Annotated in this window: 15 protein-coding genes and 3 tRNA genes; 1 reads left to right on the forward strand and 17 read right to left on the reverse strand. The window is 67.9% G+C overall.

Annotated elements, in window-relative coordinates; all coding sequences use genetic code 11:
* Positions 1-6: 6 nt before the first annotated feature.
* From ROY82_05735 to ROY82_05750, 4 genes are all read right to left on the reverse strand, one after another.
* Positions 7-798 carry a hypothetical protein gene (locus ROY82_05735; protein ID MDT3681965.1) on the reverse strand — a complete coding sequence of 264 codons (792 nt, stop codon included), beginning with the start codon at positions 796-798 and terminating at the stop codon, positions 7-9.
* Positions 795-1,772: a flotillin-like protein FloA gene (gene floA, locus ROY82_05740; GenBank protein ID MDT3681966.1), complete on the reverse strand. Its 978-nt coding sequence runs from the start codon at positions 1,770-1,772 to the stop codon at positions 795-797. Before floA ends, ROY82_05735 begins: the two co-directional genes overlap by 4 nt.
* A complete protein-coding gene (locus ROY82_05745; protein MDT3681967.1) occupies positions 1,773-3,140 on the reverse strand; it encodes an NfeD family protein in 1,368 nt (455 codons plus the stop codon).
* A gap of 130 nt (positions 3,141-3,270) precedes the next feature.
* Positions 3,271-3,346, reverse strand: a tRNA-Trp gene (locus ROY82_05750).
* Positions 3,347-3,479: 133 nt separating this feature from the next.
* On the opposite strand from ROY82_05750, the gene ROY82_05755 reads away from it, so the two are divergent.
* On the forward strand, positions 3,480-3,878 hold the full coding sequence (locus ROY82_05755; protein MDT3681968.1) for an iron-sulfur cluster assembly accessory protein: 399 nt from the start codon (positions 3,480-3,482) through the stop codon (positions 3,876-3,878).
* 85 nt (positions 3,879-3,963) lie between these two features.
* Here the strand turns inward: ROY82_05755 and gcvPB are convergent, their stop codons facing one another.
* From gcvPB to ROY82_05820, 13 genes are all read right to left on the reverse strand, one after another.
* The gene (gcvPB, locus tag ROY82_05760) at positions 3,964-5,445 is read right to left on the reverse strand and encodes an aminomethyl-transferring glycine dehydrogenase subunit GcvPB (protein MDT3681969.1); all 1,482 of its coding nucleotides are present in this window, start codon (positions 5,443-5,445) and stop codon (positions 3,964-3,966) included.
* Complete coding sequence (gene gcvPA / locus ROY82_05765; protein ID MDT3681970.1) at positions 5,438-6,799, reverse strand: aminomethyl-transferring glycine dehydrogenase subunit GcvPA; 1,362 nt, start codon at positions 6,797-6,799, stop codon at positions 5,438-5,440. Before gcvPA ends, gcvPB begins: the two co-directional genes overlap by 8 nt.
* Positions 6,800-7,186, reverse strand: coding sequence for a glycine cleavage system protein GcvH (gcvH, locus tag ROY82_05770; protein MDT3681971.1), 387 nt, complete (start codon positions 7,184-7,186; stop codon positions 6,800-6,802).
* 47 nt (positions 7,187-7,233) lie between these two features.
* Entirely contained in the window at positions 7,234-8,295 is a 1,062-nt protein-coding gene (gcvT, locus tag ROY82_05775; GenBank protein ID MDT3681972.1) for a glycine cleavage system aminomethyltransferase GcvT, read from the reverse strand.
* 77 nt (positions 8,296-8,372) lie between these two features.
* The gene (locus tag ROY82_05780) at positions 8,373-8,963 is read right to left on the reverse strand and encodes a GTPase domain-containing protein (protein ID MDT3681973.1); all 591 of its coding nucleotides are present in this window, start codon (positions 8,961-8,963) and stop codon (positions 8,373-8,375) included.
* Positions 8,960-9,460, reverse strand: coding sequence for a roadblock/LC7 domain-containing protein (locus ROY82_05785; protein MDT3681974.1), 501 nt, complete (start codon positions 9,458-9,460; stop codon positions 8,960-8,962). Before ROY82_05785 ends, ROY82_05780 begins: the two co-directional genes overlap by 4 nt.
* Before the next feature lie 161 nt (positions 9,461-9,621).
* Positions 9,622-9,698 (reverse strand) — tRNA-Met (locus ROY82_05790).
* Positions 9,699-9,811: 113 nt separating this feature from the next.
* Complete coding sequence (locus ROY82_05795; GenBank protein ID MDT3681975.1) at positions 9,812-10,066, reverse strand: hypothetical protein; 255 nt, start codon at positions 10,064-10,066, stop codon at positions 9,812-9,814.
* Between the two features lie 104 nt (positions 10,067-10,170).
* A tRNA-Leu gene (locus ROY82_05800) sits at positions 10,171-10,257 on the reverse strand.
* A 61-nt stretch (positions 10,258-10,318) separates the two neighbouring features.
* A complete protein-coding gene (gene glpK / locus ROY82_05805) occupies positions 10,319-11,824 on the reverse strand; it encodes a glycerol kinase GlpK (GenBank protein MDT3681976.1) in 1,506 nt (501 codons plus the stop codon).
* Between the two features lie 2 nt (positions 11,825-11,826).
* A complete protein-coding gene (locus tag ROY82_05810; GenBank protein ID MDT3681977.1) occupies positions 11,827-12,294 on the reverse strand; it encodes an S-adenosylmethionine decarboxylase in 468 nt (155 codons plus the stop codon).
* Positions 12,295-12,323: 29 nt separating this feature from the next.
* Complete coding sequence (locus ROY82_05815; GenBank protein MDT3681978.1) at positions 12,324-13,652, reverse strand: ABC transporter permease subunit; 1,329 nt, start codon at positions 13,650-13,652, stop codon at positions 12,324-12,326.
* Positions 13,649-15,262, reverse strand: a complete 1,614-nt coding sequence (locus ROY82_05820; GenBank protein MDT3681979.1) for an ABC transporter permease subunit — start codon at positions 15,260-15,262, stop codon at positions 13,649-13,651. Before ROY82_05820 ends, ROY82_05815 begins: the two co-directional genes overlap by 4 nt.
* Positions 15,263-15,269: the final 7 nt, after the last annotated feature.

The following is a 15,269-nucleotide window of genomic DNA, read 5'->3' on the forward strand; positions in this document are numbered from 1 at the left end:
AAGTCGCTATCGTGTCCTCCTGAGCCGCCTAACAGCGGCCGGTTCCGAGAGAATCTCATGCCAGATCATGCCGCGCACGAGTTCGCTCCGGCTCGTCCCGATGAACGGTTGCTCATGCGGAACGGCCGTCCCCAGTCTAGCCGCTGTGGCCAGGTCCCTTGGTCGCCTGGTCGAGGCGTCCAGGGCGGCGACCGCTTCCATGGCGCCGCTCGCGGTGCGACCCTTGGAGCGCAGTCGCGTGACGCGCGCGGGGTCGGCCTCGTCCGGGGGAACGAACCGGGCCCCCTCGCGGCCAAGACTGCTCGAAGTGGTCTGTCCTTGTACGAGCCCTCCGCCGAACGGGTCGCTCCTGACCAGCCCGCCGCCGCTGGACCCCGGTCGACCACTCGCCCCCGCCGTGCCCGCAGGCGCCGCCGTGCCCGCCTGCCCGCCGGCAGCGGCCTGCGGCATGTGGCCCGGCGTAGCTCGGCCGGCGAGGCTCGGCTCTCCGACCACGGGACCACGCCCGCTCGCCGCCGCCTCCGTCGCCTCAGCGCTCTGCACGCGGCGCTGGACTTCCTGCAGGATCTCGCGCCACGAGCCGGGCTGGCCGCCCGTGTCGGCGACTACTCGACCGCCACCCCCGCCGGCCGGCGCCGAGTGGCCCGGGCCACTCGCCTGCCGGGCCGGTCCCTGACCGGGCCCAGGGGCACGTGGCGGACGGCTCGTCGGCCCCTTCGACTTCTTCGTGAACAGTGGCACGATCACGAAGAAGACCAGGAACAACAGGCCGAGGATCTCTTCGAACCCGATCTTCACCCTTGGTCGCTGCCCTCCTCGGCGGCGCGGCCGATGTTGCCCCTCATCTTGGTGTCTGACTGGATGTTCTGGATCTGGTAGTAGTCCATGATGCCCAGGTTGCCGTCCCTGAAGGCCTGCGCCACCGCGAGCGGGACCTCGGCCTCGGACTCGACGACCTTGGCACGCATGGCCTCCACGTGGGCACGGTTCTCCTGCTCGGCGGCCACGGCCATGGCCCGCCGCTCCTCGGCCTTGGCCTGCGCCACGCGCTTGTCGGCCTCGGCCTGGTCGGTCTGCAACTGTGCCCCGATGTTGCGCCCCACGTTCACGTCGGCGATGTCGATCGAGAGGATCTCGAACGCCGTGCCCGAGTCGAGGCCCTTGGCCAGCACCGTCTTGGAGATGGTGTCGGGGTTCTCGAGCGTGTGCTTGTGGCTGTCGGTGGAGCCGATGGAGGAGACGATGCCCTCGCCCACGCGCGCGATGATGGTCTCTTCGCCCGCGCCGCCCACCAAGCGTTCCAAGTTGGCGCGCACCGTGATGCGGGCCGTGGCGATCAGCTCGATGCCGTCCTTCGACACGGCGCTCACGTTGGGCGTCTGGATGACGCGCGGGTTGACCGACACCTTCACGGCGTCGAGCACGTCTCGCCCGGCCAGGTCTATGGCGGCCGCCCGATCGAAGGGCAGCGCGATCTGCGCCTTGTCGGCCGCGATGAGCGCATCCACCACGCGGTTGACGTTGCCGCCCGCCAGGAAATGTGCCTCGAGCTGGTCTTGGGTTACCGCTATCCCTGCCTTGTCGGCCTTGATCAACGGCAAGATGATCTGGTTGGGCGGCACCCGCCTGAGCCTCATGGCCACGAGGGAGAAGAGCGATACCTTGACGCCCGCCGCCACCGCCGAGATCCACAGCCCAACCGGGATGAAGTTGAACAAGATGATGAAGAAGAGAAGTACGGCACCGGCGAGGATCAGTATCGGTATGTCCATCTAGGTCTCCTTGTCGCCCGAACGGGCGGAGGTGGGCTCGGCTAGCGAGCGCACGGTTATGCGATTACCTTCGACGCGCAGGACGTGCACGGGTGTTCCGGCGTTCACGAAGTCGCCCTCGCTGACCACGTCCACCCGGTCGTTACCGAAGCGCGCCACCCCCGCCGGCCTGAGGTCGGACAGCGCGACCCCGTCCTGGCCCACGAGGTCCTTGCGGCCGCCCTGGAACTGCAGGCCGCCCCCGTCGGGAGTGGCTATGCGGGTGGTGAGGCGGAAGGCCGACGCCAGGCGGCTGTTCGGCAACAACCAGAGCAACACCGCCAGCAGCACCCCGCTGAAGAGTACCGAGTAGCCGAGAACGGGCACCACGCCCTCCTCGAAGATGCGGATGAGGGCGACGACGATGGCGGCGATCCCGAGGACGCCCGCCACCCCGAAGCCCGGGATGACGAAGACCTCCACCGCCAGCAGCACCACCCCGACCACCAAGATGGCCACGTCGACCAGCCCGAGGGGGTTGGCGAAGTAAGTGGCGGCGGCGAACACCACCAGCGCGATGAGCCCGATGGCGCCGGGGACGCCGAAGCCCGGCGTGAACGCCTCGATGAGTAGGCCGCCGATCCCCAGGACGATGAGGGCGGCCGCGATGAGCGGTCTCGACAGGATGCCGGCCAAACGCTCGGCCAGCCCTGGTTCGAGGCGCACCGTCTTGGCGCCGGCGAAGCCGAAGGTGGCCAGCGCCGCGTCGACCGTCCTGGCCTCCGTGTCGGCTATGCCGAACTCGACGGCTTGCTTGGACGTGAGCGTCACGAGCTCGGAGCTCGTCGACAGCCCCGGGATCTCGACCTTGGCGTCCACCATCCCTTCGGCCACGACGGGGTTGCGCCCCCGCGCCTCGGCAACGCTACGGAACTCGCCTCGCAGCGCGGACGAGAACTTCTCGTCCACGGCCTGGATGCCGGTGGGGGTCGACAGGATCGGCAACGCAGCGCCGATGCTGGCACCCGGAAGCATGGCGAGGTGCTCGGCGCTCATGGCGATGAGGGCGCCCGCGCTGAAGGCGTTCTGAACCACGGCGATGGTGGGCACGTTGGTGTCGTGAAGGATGATGCCGACGATGTCTTGCATCGCGCTTACGGCGCCGCCCGGGGTATCGAGGTAGAAGACGAGCGCCAACGGCTGCTCGTCGTTGGCGAGCTTCACCCGGTTGCGGACGAACGCCGTGGTGGCCGACGTGATCTCGGTGTCGATCGGCACCACCCAGACCTCGTTCGTGGCCGCAAGCGCGGGCGTTACGAATGCAAGGCAGGCCAGCACCGCCGCAAGCACCCTGAGGGGCTTGGCGGGGCGGACGGTGTTCGGGTTCACGCAGCCAAGATACCACGGGGGGATTGCCCGTTAGAGACGGCAAGATGCAGCCGCAGGCCGGGCCCACCGCCGCCCGCCGAGTCGAGAAAGCGTCCGGCGCCCGGTGATCTACGGGCGCCGGACGCATGTCTGGCGGGGGCAGAAGGACTTGAACCCTCGACCTACGGTTTTGGAGACCGCCGCTCTACCGACTGAGCTATACCCCCAGGTGGCCGGCGCCAGGCTTCCGCATGGGCCGCGGCCGGGTAGGAAGTATACCGGGCGCCCGCCGGCACGTCCAGACGTGCGAACGTCACCTCGCCCCTGCGCAAGGCCGCGCGGGTGCTGTATCCTGCCCGCATGCAGCAGTCGATGGCAGACCAGGATCACATGACCCTCACGCCGGCGGGCGCCGAGAAGGCCGGCCAGCTCCTCGCAGGCAACGACAAGGCGAACGCGGCCATCCGCGTGTTCGTGAAGTCGGGGGGCTGCAGCGGCTATCAGTACGGCATGAAGATCGACGATCAGCGCCTGGACGGCGACCACGTCTTCGAGGTAGGCAACGTGAGGCTGGTCGTGGACGAGCGGAGTTGGCCGCTACTGAAGGGTTCTCAGGTCGATTACGTCGAGAACATGATGGGCGGCGGCTTCAGCGTCAGCAACCCCAACGCCTCCAGCGAGTGCGGTTGCGGCCACAGCTTCCGCACCGACGGCGCGGCTCCACCCAGCGGCGAGGGCTCGTCGTCCTGCTCTTCTTGAACCCGGTAACTGGTAGCTGAACGCTACGACCGCATAGTTTTGGCGCCCCGGACGAACGAGCCCGGGGCGCCTCGGTTCGTGTGGTTCAGTCCGCGCCGAACTCGTACTTCAGGACGGGCTGTCTGGCGGCGCGCACCTCGTCGAGACGCCTGACCGGCGTGTTGTAAGGCGCGCCGTGCAGGTATTCGGGGTCCTCCTCCGCGCGCTGTAGCACGTCCGCGAGGCCCTCGGCGTACGCGTCCAACGACTCGAGCGACTCCGTCTCCGTGGGCTCGACCATCAGCGCTTCCTTCACTATGAGGGGGAAGTAGACGGTGGCCGGGTGCATGCCGTGATCCAGCTGCGCCTTGGCGATGTCGAGCGTGCGCAGGCCGCCGGGTGGCTGTGCCACGAACTCGTGCATGTTCACCCGGTCGAACGGCACGGTGAAGCCGAGTTCCTTGAGCTTGATGCGCAGGTAGTTGGCGTTCAGTACGGCGTGGCCGCTCACCTCCCGGAGCCCCTCGCGGCCGAGGGCACGGATGTAGGTGTACGCCCGCACGAGGTTGCCGAAGTTGCCGTAGAACGAGCGCATGCGGCCGATGGAGCGCGGGATGTCGTACTCGAGGTAAAACTGGCCGCCCGGGCGCCTGGCCACGACCGGCACCGGCAAGAACTCCCGCAAGTGCGCCTTGACGCCGATAGGACCCGTGCCGGGGCCACCGCCGCCGTGCGGGGTAGTGAACGTCTTGTGGAGGTTGAGGTGGACGACGTCGAAACCCATGTCGCCGGGACGCACGCGCCCGACGATGGCGTTAAGGTTCGCCCCGTCGTAGTAGAGCTGCGCGCCGACCGCGTGGGCGGCCTCCTTGATCTCGAGGATGCGCCGCTCGAACAGGCCCAAGGTGTTCGGGTTCGTGAGCATGACCCCCGCGACCTGCGGGTTGAGGCGCGCCTTGAAGGCGGCCAGGTCGACCTCGCCGTCGGGGCCGGTGGGAACCTCCACGACCTCGTAGCCCGCCATGGCGGCCGAGGCGGGGTTGGTGCCGTGCGCGCCGTCGGGGACCAAGACGTACTTGCGTTGCTCGCCCTCACCCCTGGAGCGGTGGTAGGCCCGGATCATCAGCATGCCCGCCAGCTCCCCGTGGGCGCCGGCGGCTGGCTGGAGGCTGACGGCGTCCATGCCCGTGATGGCAGCCAGATCGCCCTGCAGGTTGTAGAGGAGCTCCAGGGCGCCCTGCACGGTCTCCTCGGCCTGGTACGGGTGTAGGTCCTGGAACAGCTTGGCGGCGTCCTCGTTGACCTTGGGGTTGTACTTCATGGTGCAGCTGCCAAGCGGGTAGATGTTGGCGTCGATGCTCATCTGCCTGTGCGCCAGTTGGGTGTAGTGCCGCACGAGGTCCAGCTCGCTGACCTCGGGCAGCCGCGCGGGCTCCTTGCGCAGGTTGTCCTCACCCAGCAACTCGGCCAAGTCGACCGCCGCCGGGGTGGGCGGCTGGGAGGCCCGGCGGCCCTGCCTCGAGCGTTCGAAGATCAGGGGAAGCTGGGGGTGGAGCGGAATGGGGGGGAGCTTGGAGGCCTCAGCCATGGCTGGCCACCTCCCCGTAGCCGGCGGGCGCGCCGAGGCCCTCTCCCGAGGCGGTGAGCGCCGCCACCAGCGCCCCGATGTGAGAGCGAGTCGTGCTCTCCGTGGCGCTCAAGACGATGGCGTTGCCGAAGCCGTACTCGGGGGGCACTTCCACGCCCGCATGAACACCGTGCGCTGCCAGCGCGCTGCGAAGCGCCGCCGGCTTCTGCCGCACCTTCAGGACGAACTCGTTGAAGTAGCGCCGCTCGATCTCGGGTTCGAAACCCGCGTTACTCAGCGCCGCGCCCAGGGCGTGGGCGTTAGCCAGCGAGCCGAGGGCCAGGTCGCGCAGGCCCTGCGGCCCTAACGCCGCAACGTTGATGGCGGCCATGACGGCCGTCAGCTGGTGGTTGGAGCAGATGTTCGACTTCGCCTTTGAACGCCTTATGTGCTGCTCTCGGGCCTGCAGCGTGAGCACGAACGCGCGGCGGCCGTCCACGTCCACGGTCTGGCCCACCAGGCGGCCCGGTAGCTGGCGGATGAGCTCGTCTCTAACGACCATGAAGCCGAAGGCGGGACCACCGAAGTCGAGGGGGTTGCCGAGGGTCTGGCCGTCGCCGGCGGCTATGTCGGCGCCGTACCCTCCCGGAGGCGCGAGGACGGCGAGGCTCAGCGGGTCGACGGCCGCCACCATCAACGCCCCGGCCGCATGGGCGCCCTCGGTCAGCGCGCTCATGTCCTCGACGTAACCGAGGTAGTTGGGTTGTTGGGCAACCAGGCACGCCACGCCGTCGTCCATGTCGGGCAGGACCGTGGTGTGAGGGTCGAGGTCGACGACCTCGACCACCGTGTCGAGGGCGGTGAGGTAGGTGGCTATCACCGCGCGCGTTTCGGGATGTACGCCGCGGCTGACGAGCACGCGGTCGCGGCCCGTCTGACGCATGGCGAGCAGGACGGCCTCGGCCACGGCGCTGGCGCCGTCGTACATGCTCGCGTTGCTCACGGGCAGGCCCGTGAGCTCGGCCATCACGGTCTGGTACTCGAAGGTGGCCTGCAGGAGTCCTTGCGCCACCTCGGGCTGGTAGGGCGTGTAGGAGGTCACGAACTCGCTCTGCATGGCGAGGTGGGCGGTGACGGCGGGCATGAAGTGGCGCCTAGGGCCGCCGCCCAGGAAGTTGGGGCCCGCCACGTCGTTCTTGGCCGCCAGCCCTTGCAGGTGTTCCAGCAGGCCGGCCTCGTCCATGCCGCTGGGCAGGTCGATCTCGGGGTCACGCAGCGCGGCCGGGAGGTCGGCGAAGAGTGCGTCGATCGAGGGCGCGCCAACCTTGTTCAGCGCCCGCTCGACGTCCTCCCTCGTGTGGGGGACGTAGCGCACTCAGCCCTCCTCTAAAGCGCTCTTCTGATACGCGTCGGCGTCGAGCAGCTCGTTGAGCTCCGCATCGTTCTCCATCTCGACGCGAAAGAGCCAGCCCCCCGTGTAGGGCTGGTCGTTGATGAGTTCGGGTGTGTTCTCGAGCGCACCGTTCACGTCGGTGATGACGCCGCTGACAGGTGAATAGATGTCGGAGGCGGTCTTGACGGACTCCACCACCGCCACCTGCTCGCCCTTACTGACGCGGCGGCCAGACTCTGGCAGCTCCACGAACACGACGTCGCCGAGCTGGTCCTGGGCGAAGTCCGTGATGCCCACGGTGACGGTCTCGTCCTCGCGCCTGGCGTACTCGTGAGTGGGGGCGTAGCGGAGTTCTTCGGGTGTGTTCATCTGTTCTCCTCAGGCCGCGCCAGCGGGGCGCGGGCCGTTTACTCGCATCATGCCCCGTGGAACGGGGGCTTGGCCACTCGCGCCGCGACAGCCTGGCCGCGGATCTCGACGGTCAGCTCCGTACCGGCCTCGCACAGTGCGGTGTCGATCCAGGCGAAGCCTATGCCGTCTCGCGTGAGGGGCGAGAGAACGCCGGACGTGACCTCACCGACGGCGTCACCGGCCAAGTTCAGCACGCGGTAGCCCTGGCGCGGCACGCCCCTCTCGCTCAACCGCAGGCCAACGAGCATGCGGGTGCAGTCGGGTGCCCACATGGCCTCGCGGCCGAAGAACGGCTTGTCCTTGACCACCCACGCGAACGGCGTGCAGAGCGGGTTAGAGGTCTCGGTGAGCTCGTGGCCGTAAAGCGGGAACCCGGCCTCGAGCCGCAGGGTGTCGCGAGCCCCGAGGCCGCAGGGCGTGGCGCCGGCCAGCGTGAGCATGTGCCACACCGCCACCGCGTCGGTCGGCCGCAGGTAGATCTCGAAGCCGTCCTCGCCCGTGTAGCCCGTGCGGCTGACCCGCACCGGGATGCCCGAGAGGGTGATGTCGAGGGTGGCGTTGCGCCTGACCTGCCCGAGGTCGACGTCGGTGAGTTGCCCGAGCAGCAGCGGGGCGCCCGGGCCCTGCAAGGCGAGCAGCGCGACCGAGTCGGACTCGTCGATCACGTGGCAATCCTTACCCTGCGCCAGTGCTTGGAGGTGGCTGAAGACCGCGTCCTTGTTGGCGGCGTTGGCGACGATCAGGTACTCCTGTTCACCGTCGCGGTACACGAACAGGTCGTCGATCAGCCCTCCACGGTCGTTCGGAAGCATGCTGTACTGCCCCCGGCCCAGCTTCAAACGCCCGGGATCGTTGAGGGTGGCGAACTGCAGGAACTCCGTGGCGTCGGGCCCGATGACACGGACCTCGCCCATGTGCGACACGTCGAACAACCCGACGCCCTGCCTCACCGCCAGGTGCTCCTCGTTGATGCCGGTCGGGTAGTTGAGGGGCATGGCGTAACCGGCGAACTCGACCATGCGCGCCCCGAGCTCCTCATGCGTCTCGAACAAGGGTGTACGCTTCATCGCGTCGACGATATCACGCTGCCCGGGTCGGGCTTTTCCCGTCCAGGTGGGGCAGAACAACAAGGCTGCCTTGCGGCTCAGGCCTTCTGGGCCAGCTTCTCCAACACCATGGTGGCCACGCCCCGCAGGGGCTCGAACACGCCTTCGAAGTTGGCCGCCACGGCCTCGTACATGGACAGCTTGCCTTGCGGGTCGAGGACCGCCCTGAGCATCTCCATGTCCAGCGCATCGGGCAGGTCGCGCTTGTTGGCCTGGATGACCAGCGGCACGTCGGCGAGGCGCAGGTTGTACTCCTGGAGGTTCTCCCGCAGGTTGCGGAGGCTCTCGGCGTTGGCGCGCAGGCGTGCGGGATCGGAGTCGGCCACGAACACGACGCCGTCCACGCCGCGCAGGATCAACTTCCGAGACGAGTTGTAGAACACTTGGCCCGGCACCGTGTAGAGGTGGAAGCGCGTCTTGAAACCGTTGACCTTGCCGAGGTCGAGCGGCAGGAAGTCGAAGAACAGCGTGCGCTCGTCTTCGGTGGCGAGCGACACCATCTCGCCCTTGGACTCCGCGGGCACCTGCTGGTAGATCTGCTTGAGGTTCGTCGTCTTGCCGGACAGGCCCGGCCCGTAGTAGACGATCTTGAAGTTGATCTCGCGCGCCGAGAAGTTGATCGTGCTCATCCTTGCCTCGTCCCGAAGAGGCCATCGAGCAACGCCGTGGCGTCTTGCTGGAAGTCGGCGTCGAGCTCCATGGCGGGAGATGCCTCGGTGGACTGCTCGAGGGCCATGCGGATGGCGTCGGCGGCGTGCTTGGTGGCGATCTTGACGCGGCCCAGTTGGGCGGTGCTGTCGAACACGGTGACGAGCAGCGCCTCGGCGCCCAGCTCCTCTAAGTACGTGCCTACCTCCGCGCCCTGTTGCACGGTCTCCTTGAAGCCGTCCTCACCGAAGAGGTGCGCGATGGCGCGGTTGGCGGCGTAGTTGGAGGCAACGAGGGTGGCGAAAGAGTCGAAGGACGGCGGCTTCGGGGCCCACAGGGCCCGCACGTTCATGAGCACGAAACCCTTGTGGTCGATAATCAGCGCGTAACGGGCGCGGCTCTTGGCGAGCAGCTCGCGCAAGATGCCATCGACGGCGTCGAAAGTGGAACCGTAAAGGTCCAGCGATGGCTCGAGCATGAGCACCACTCTAGCAGCAGCCGTGAGAACTCCTGGTTGAACAATGCACTCTTGCCTGGGCCGGTTTCGACAGAACGACACCGCTCCGCTCGGGCCCCTCGAGCTGGCCGTTGGCCCGTGAAGAACGAGGACGCGCCTCCCGAGGAAGCGCGTCCTGCAACTGGTAGCGATGGACGGGATCGAACCGTCGACCTCACGATTATGAGTCGTGCGCTCTCACCGGCTGAGCTACATCGCCTTGCGCCCGCCGACGTCCGTTGGCGGCCGGTCGTGCAAACCACGGCCGGGCCCTGAGATTATACCTGGCGCCGGCCCGGGTGCCACCCCGCCGTTTAGTCCTTGAGTCCTCTGTCAGCGCTTCCGGGCCGTCAACTCGCCGACCGACCCACTCCACCCGCAATGGTCGCAGGCCGCGGCCGAGTTCTCGTCCCAATCGCCGTCGCCCACCTGCTCTTCGATGATCTCGAGGTCTTGCGCCGTGATCGCGTAATGCACGCGGTACTTGACCTCCACCGACGTGTCTATGCGCACGATGGCGTTGCCGCAGGCCGGGCAGAGAGGGGTGGAAGAGCAGTGCCGGGAGGTTAGGGGGGTAGGAGCGGCCACGCCGAGCGCAGTTCTATCGTCCGGCGTCTTACAACGCTCTTACGGAGTATGTGGGCGACGTGAGAGGCGGCCCTTCACGCCGCCTGCTTACACGGTTTTCAGATTGGTGCCGGAAGCGGGACTTGAACCCGCATGCCCGTTGGGGCGGCAGATTTTAAGTCTGCTGCGTCTACCAGTTCCGCCATTCCGGCCAGCCAAGTTGCCCTCATCGGTCGGCCCCAGCACGCCTCCTCACAAGTCTAACCAGCCCGCTCAGGCTTCGTCCTGCGCCCAGTCGCGCGAACGGGAAACGGCCTCGGCCCACCGTTCCATTACCGCTGCCCGTTCAGGGTCGGATAGCCGGGGCACGAAGCGGGCGCCGGCACGCCATTGAGCCGCCAGCGCGGCCCTGTCGGGCCACACGCCGACCGCCAACCCTGCCAGGTAGGCCGCGCCCAGCGCGGTCGTCTCGACCTGCGCCGAGCGCACGACCGGGACGCCCATGACGTCCGCCTGAAGCTGCATGAGGGCGTCGTTCCGGGAGGCGCCACCGTCTACGCGCAGCTCAGGGATGGCGATGCCGGAGCCTGCCTGCATGGCGCCCATGACGTCGGCCACTTGGAGGGCGACGCCCTCGAGAGCGGCGCGAGCGACATGCGCGGCGGTGGTCCCGCGGCTGATGCCGACGATGGTTCCGCGGGCCCGTGGGTCCCAGTAGGGCGCTCCCAACCCCGTCATGGCGGGCACGAACACGACTCCACCGGCGTCCGGAACGCTGAGGGCGAGGGGAGCGGCGTCGGCGACGTCGCGGATGATGCCCAGCCCGTCGCGCAGCCACTGCACCACCGCGCCGGCCATGAAGATGCTCCCTTCGAGGGCGTACTCGAGGGGCCCACCCTGTTGCCACGCCACCGTAGTGAGGAGGCGGCCGGCCGGTGGCCGCGGCTTCAGGCCCGTGTTCAGGACGATGAAGGCGCCCGTGCCGTACGTCGCCTTCGCCTGCCCCGGCTGGAAGCAGGCCTGGCCGAACGTGGCCGCCTGCTGGTCGCCCACGAGCGCGGCGATGGGCACGCCCGCGAGCGGTCCGACCGTGGCCTCGCCGACGACGTGAGAGGAGGGCACGACCTCCGGCAGCAGGGCGCGGGGCACGCCGAAGAGCTCCAGGAGCTCGTCGTCCCAGACGCCCCGCCCTAAGTCGAACAGCAGGGTCCTGGAGGCGTTCGACACGTCGGTCACGTGCCGGGCGCCCCCGGTGAGCCGGGCCGTCAACCAGGTGTCCACCGTGCCGAAGGCCAATTCGCCCGCCTCCGCGCGCTCGCGCGCCCCCGGCACGTTGTCGAGGAGCCAGGCGATCTTGGTGGCCGAGAAGTACGGATCGAGAAGGAGGCCCGTTTTCGCGCGAACGCGCTCCTCGACCCCGGCCTCCCGAAGGCCCTCGACCACTCCCGCGGTGCGGCGGTCCTGCCACACGATGGCGTTGGCGATGGGTGTCAGGCTGCGCCGGTCGTAGACCACGGTGGTCTCGCGCTGGTTCGCCACCCCGATGGCGCTCACGCGGCCGGCGTCGACTCCGGCCCTGGCGAGCGCCTCGCTGGCGACGCCCACCTGGCTCGACCAGAGGTCCATGGCGTCGTGCTCCACCCAGCCGGGCCGCGGGTAGTGCTGCTGGAACTCCTTCTGCGCCGAGCCGACCACGCGCCCCTGGTCGTCGAAGAGCAGGGCACGCGAACTCGTAGTGCCCTGGTCCAGGGCGAGGACGAGCCCAGGCGTGCGTGGCACGGCTAGAGCGTCACGCGCTCGGCGGGCACGACGCGCAACCAGGTGTAATCGCGCTCACCGGCCAGCGCAAGCCGGAGCCGGCCGGGGTCACGGGGCACGAGCAGGCTGCGTCCGCTCACGGCGCTCTGGTACCGGCCCACGCCGTAAGCCTCCAGGAACAGCTTGGTGGTGCGCCCGAGCGGCAGGTCGCGCACCGAGAAGAACTTCAGCGTTACGGCGCGCACGGACGGGAACGAGTGTAGCGACACGGATGTCTCGCCGACGACCAGCGCCGCGCTGTGCCCCTCTCGCTGAAGATCCAGGACCACCACGCCCTCGGGTGCCGCTCCGGGGTTGGAGCCCTCGACGGCCGCCGCCAGTTCGGCGATCACGCGCCTCGCCAGCTCCACGTCCGCGAGCGCTTCGACGTCGGCTTTGGCGCCGTCCAAGCAGATCTGCGTGCCGAACCCGATGCTCTCTCCAGCGTTCACGAAGTGAGACTCTACCACCCGTCAAGGGGTCATCCTTTGACGCTTCCGGCCGTGAACTGGCCCGTCAGGGCGTTCTGGAACGAGTAGAAGATGACGAGGATGGGGACGCTGCCGAGCACGGCGGCCGCGGCCATCGCGCCCCACTGCGTGGCGAACTGGTTGGTGGAGAAGTTGCGCAACCCGATCCCGACCGTCCATAGGTCTTGGCCGACGAGGATGGTGTTGGCGAGGATGAACTCACTATAAGTGCCGATGAACTGCTGCAAGAAGATGAACAGCAGCATGGGGAGGCTGATGGGCAGGATTATCCGCCAGAACGAGCCCCAGCGCGTGGCGCCGTCGACCATCGCGGCTTCTTCCAGGCTGGTGCTCAGCGAGTCGAGGTAGCCCTTGAAGATCCACGAGGAGAACGCGATGGCGCCGCCGGAGTAGGCCAGGATGAGGCCGGTGAACGTGTTGAGGAGGTCCAAGCGGCTCATGAGGTAGAAGATGGCCACGAGCGCCATGAACGTGGGGAACATCTGCACGAACACGAACGCCAGCAGGGTGCCGTAGCGCCCCTCGAACTTGAGCCGCGAGAACGCGTACCCGGCCGTGGTGGAGAGGAGCACGGCCATTACGCCGGTGACGCCCGATACCAGCAGCGTGTTGCGGATGTACAGCGGCACCATGCCGCCGATGCTGGCGGGCAGGCGCGCCCCGTCGCTGGCGCGTATGCCGTAGAACTGCGCGGGACCGACGGAGAACACGAGGACCGCCGCGCTCGCGAAGATCGTCCAGCCGGCGTACGTACGCAACTGTTCGGCACGTGCGGGCAGGTAGCCGAACCGCGGCAACGCGAAGGTCACGATCAGGACGATCACTCCGAGTACCATGACGCCCGCGAGCGCCCACTGGTACCAGTACACGTGCGTCTCGGCCAGGATCTTCTGGAACTGGACCAGCGAGAAGTCCGCCGGGTTCGGCACCACCCCGGCGCGCACCAGCAGGTTCCCCACGCGCGGCAGGGCGCCCGCCAGCGTGTCGTTGCGGTTGAGGGAGACCGCCAGCAGGTAGGCGACGGGGTAGAAGACGGCGAGAATGACCACCCATAGGAAGATGTGCGTGCCGAAGGTCATGGCGTAGCGGGCCGCCCGCATGGGTCTGGTGGCAAGCCCGTAGAGGTACGCGATGCCGCTGATGCCGCCGATCACCAGTACGAAGGCGCTCAGGAACCGTTTCCACAGGCCGGGCACCACCAGCATGCGGTTGCGGGTGATCACGTCCGGCGCCGTGGCGAACAGGAAGTAGACGGCCACTGCAACGACGACCGCTACTGCCACCATGCTCACGTAGTGGATCGACTTGCCGCGGTTCACGCCTGCGCCCCCTCGTCCTTGAGCGCGCCTGTGACCCTGAAGTTCATCAGGCTCACGGCGAGGGTGATGATGAAGATGAGCAGGGAGATGGCCGAGCCGAACCCGTAGGCGTACCCGCCCTGGCTCCTGAACGCCTCGTTGTAGGCCCAGCTGATGAGGATGTCGGTGCCCCGCGCCGTCGCCGTACCCCAGCTGACGGGAGGGCCCCCGTCGGTGAGCAGGAAGATCACGTTGAAGTTGTTGAAGTTGAACGCGAAGCTGCTGAGCGTTATGGGCAGCAGCGCGGCCCGCAGCAGCGGCCCGGTGACGCTCCAGAACCCCTGCCACACGTTGGCGCCGTCGATCCTGGCGGCCTCGTAGATCTCGTCGGGAATGGCGGACAGAGCGCCCAGCGTGGCCGTCATGATGAACGGCAGGCCCAGCCACAGGTTGACGATGAGCACGGCCGCGCGGGCCGCCGTCGGATCGCCGAGGAGCCAGTTGATCGGCTCGTGCGAGACGTCGAGTAGTGCCAAGACGCGGTTGATGGCGCCGAAGTTCTGGTTGAGGAACCCGCGCCACACCTGCAGCGTGATGACGCTCGGCAGTGCCCACGGGATGATGAGCAGGGTGCGGTAGAAGTTCCTGAACCGCAGCGCCTTGTTGTTCAGCAGCACGGCCAGCAGCACGCCGACGGCCGTGTTGATGAGCACCGTCAGGAAGCCGAACGAGATGTTCCACAAGAAGACGGGGAAGAGCGCCTTCGGCGCGCTCGCCCAGATCTGCTTGAAGTTGCGCCAGCCGACGAAGCCGAAGTCGTTGTAGCGGGCGATGGAGGTGGCGTCCACGTCGGCGGGCAGCGGCTCGTTCAGGACGAGCTGGTTGCCGTCCTCACTGATGATCGTCCGCTGGATGGCGGCCCTGTCGAGCTCTACTGTCACGTGCGTGAGGTCCGGTGGGAACGGCGGTGCACGCTCGAGCGTCAAGACGTCGCCGTCGACTTCGAGCACGCGGATGGTGACGGGGAACCCGAGATCGGGCAGCTCGAGCTCGACGGCCTTGACGATCCGGCCCGCGGGCGGCGGCGTTGCGAGCGTCAGCCGCGTGCCGTCCAACGACTCGGCGTCGACCACGTCGGTCGCGGAGGCGTAAACCACGGCACGTACGCCGTTGCAGCCGTTGCGGAGGTTCTTGCAGTCGAGGGTCGTCGGGTTGTCGATCGTCAGGCGCGTGCCGTCGACGCTGACGATGCCCGTCTCGCTACTGATGTTCAGTTCGCCGTTGCGGATGCCTGCATAGTCGGTGAACCCCAAGAAGACCGTGAGGAGCACCGGGAACACGGTGAAGGTGAGTAGAAAGATGATGGCCGGAAGAAGGTAGTACCAGGGCATGAGCCAGGAGAACCGCTGCGCCATGTAGCGCAGTTCCAGCACGAGGACGACGACGGCTACGGGGATGCCCAGGAAGGACGGGGCGTCGGGGGCCAGTAACTGAACGAGATAGGTGGCGGCCAGGCCGGCGGCAGTCGCGACGAACAGCGCGAGAGCCAGGAGCCCCAATGACTTGAGAAGGCCGCCGGCGGCGGTCTTGCTGCGCGGCAGGAAGTCTTTGCCGGGGCGAGAGATGTCCATAGCGGCA

The sequence above is a fragment of the Truepera sp. genome, from assembly GCA_032027045.1.
GTDB lineage: Bacteria > Deinococcota > Deinococci > Deinococcales > Trueperaceae > JAAYYF01.

Bases quoted from the DNA above. Each gene is read 5' to 3' on its own strand.
- ROY82_05780 (MDT3681973.1), bottom strand. From the start codon at position 8,963: ATGAGCACGATCAACTTCTCGGCGCGCGAGATCAACTTCAAGATCGTC.
- floA (MDT3681966.1), bottom strand. From the start codon at position 1,772: ATGGACATACCGATACTGATCCTCGCCGGTGCCGTACTTCTCTTCTTC.
- ROY82_05820 (MDT3681979.1), bottom strand. From the start codon at position 15,262: ATGGACATCTCTCGCCCCGGCAAAGACTTCCTGCCGCGCAGCAAGACC.
- gcvT (MDT3681972.1), bottom strand. From the start codon at position 8,295: ATGAAGCGTACACCCTTGTTCGAGACGCATGAGGAGCTCGGGGCGCGC.
- gcvH (MDT3681971.1), bottom strand. From the start codon at position 7,186: ATGAACACACCCGAAGAACTCCGCTACGCCCCCACTCACGAGTACGCC.
- gcvPB (MDT3681969.1), bottom strand. From the start codon at position 5,445: ATGGCTGAGGCCTCCAAGCTCCCCCCCATTCCGCTCCACCCCCAGCTT.
- ROY82_05755 (MDT3681968.1), top strand. From the start codon at position 3,480: ATGCAGCAGTCGATGGCAGACCAGGATCACATGACCCTCACGCCGGCG.
- ROY82_05785 (MDT3681974.1), bottom strand. From the start codon at position 9,460: ATGCTCGAGCCATCGCTGGACCTTTACGGTTCCACTTTCGACGCCGTC.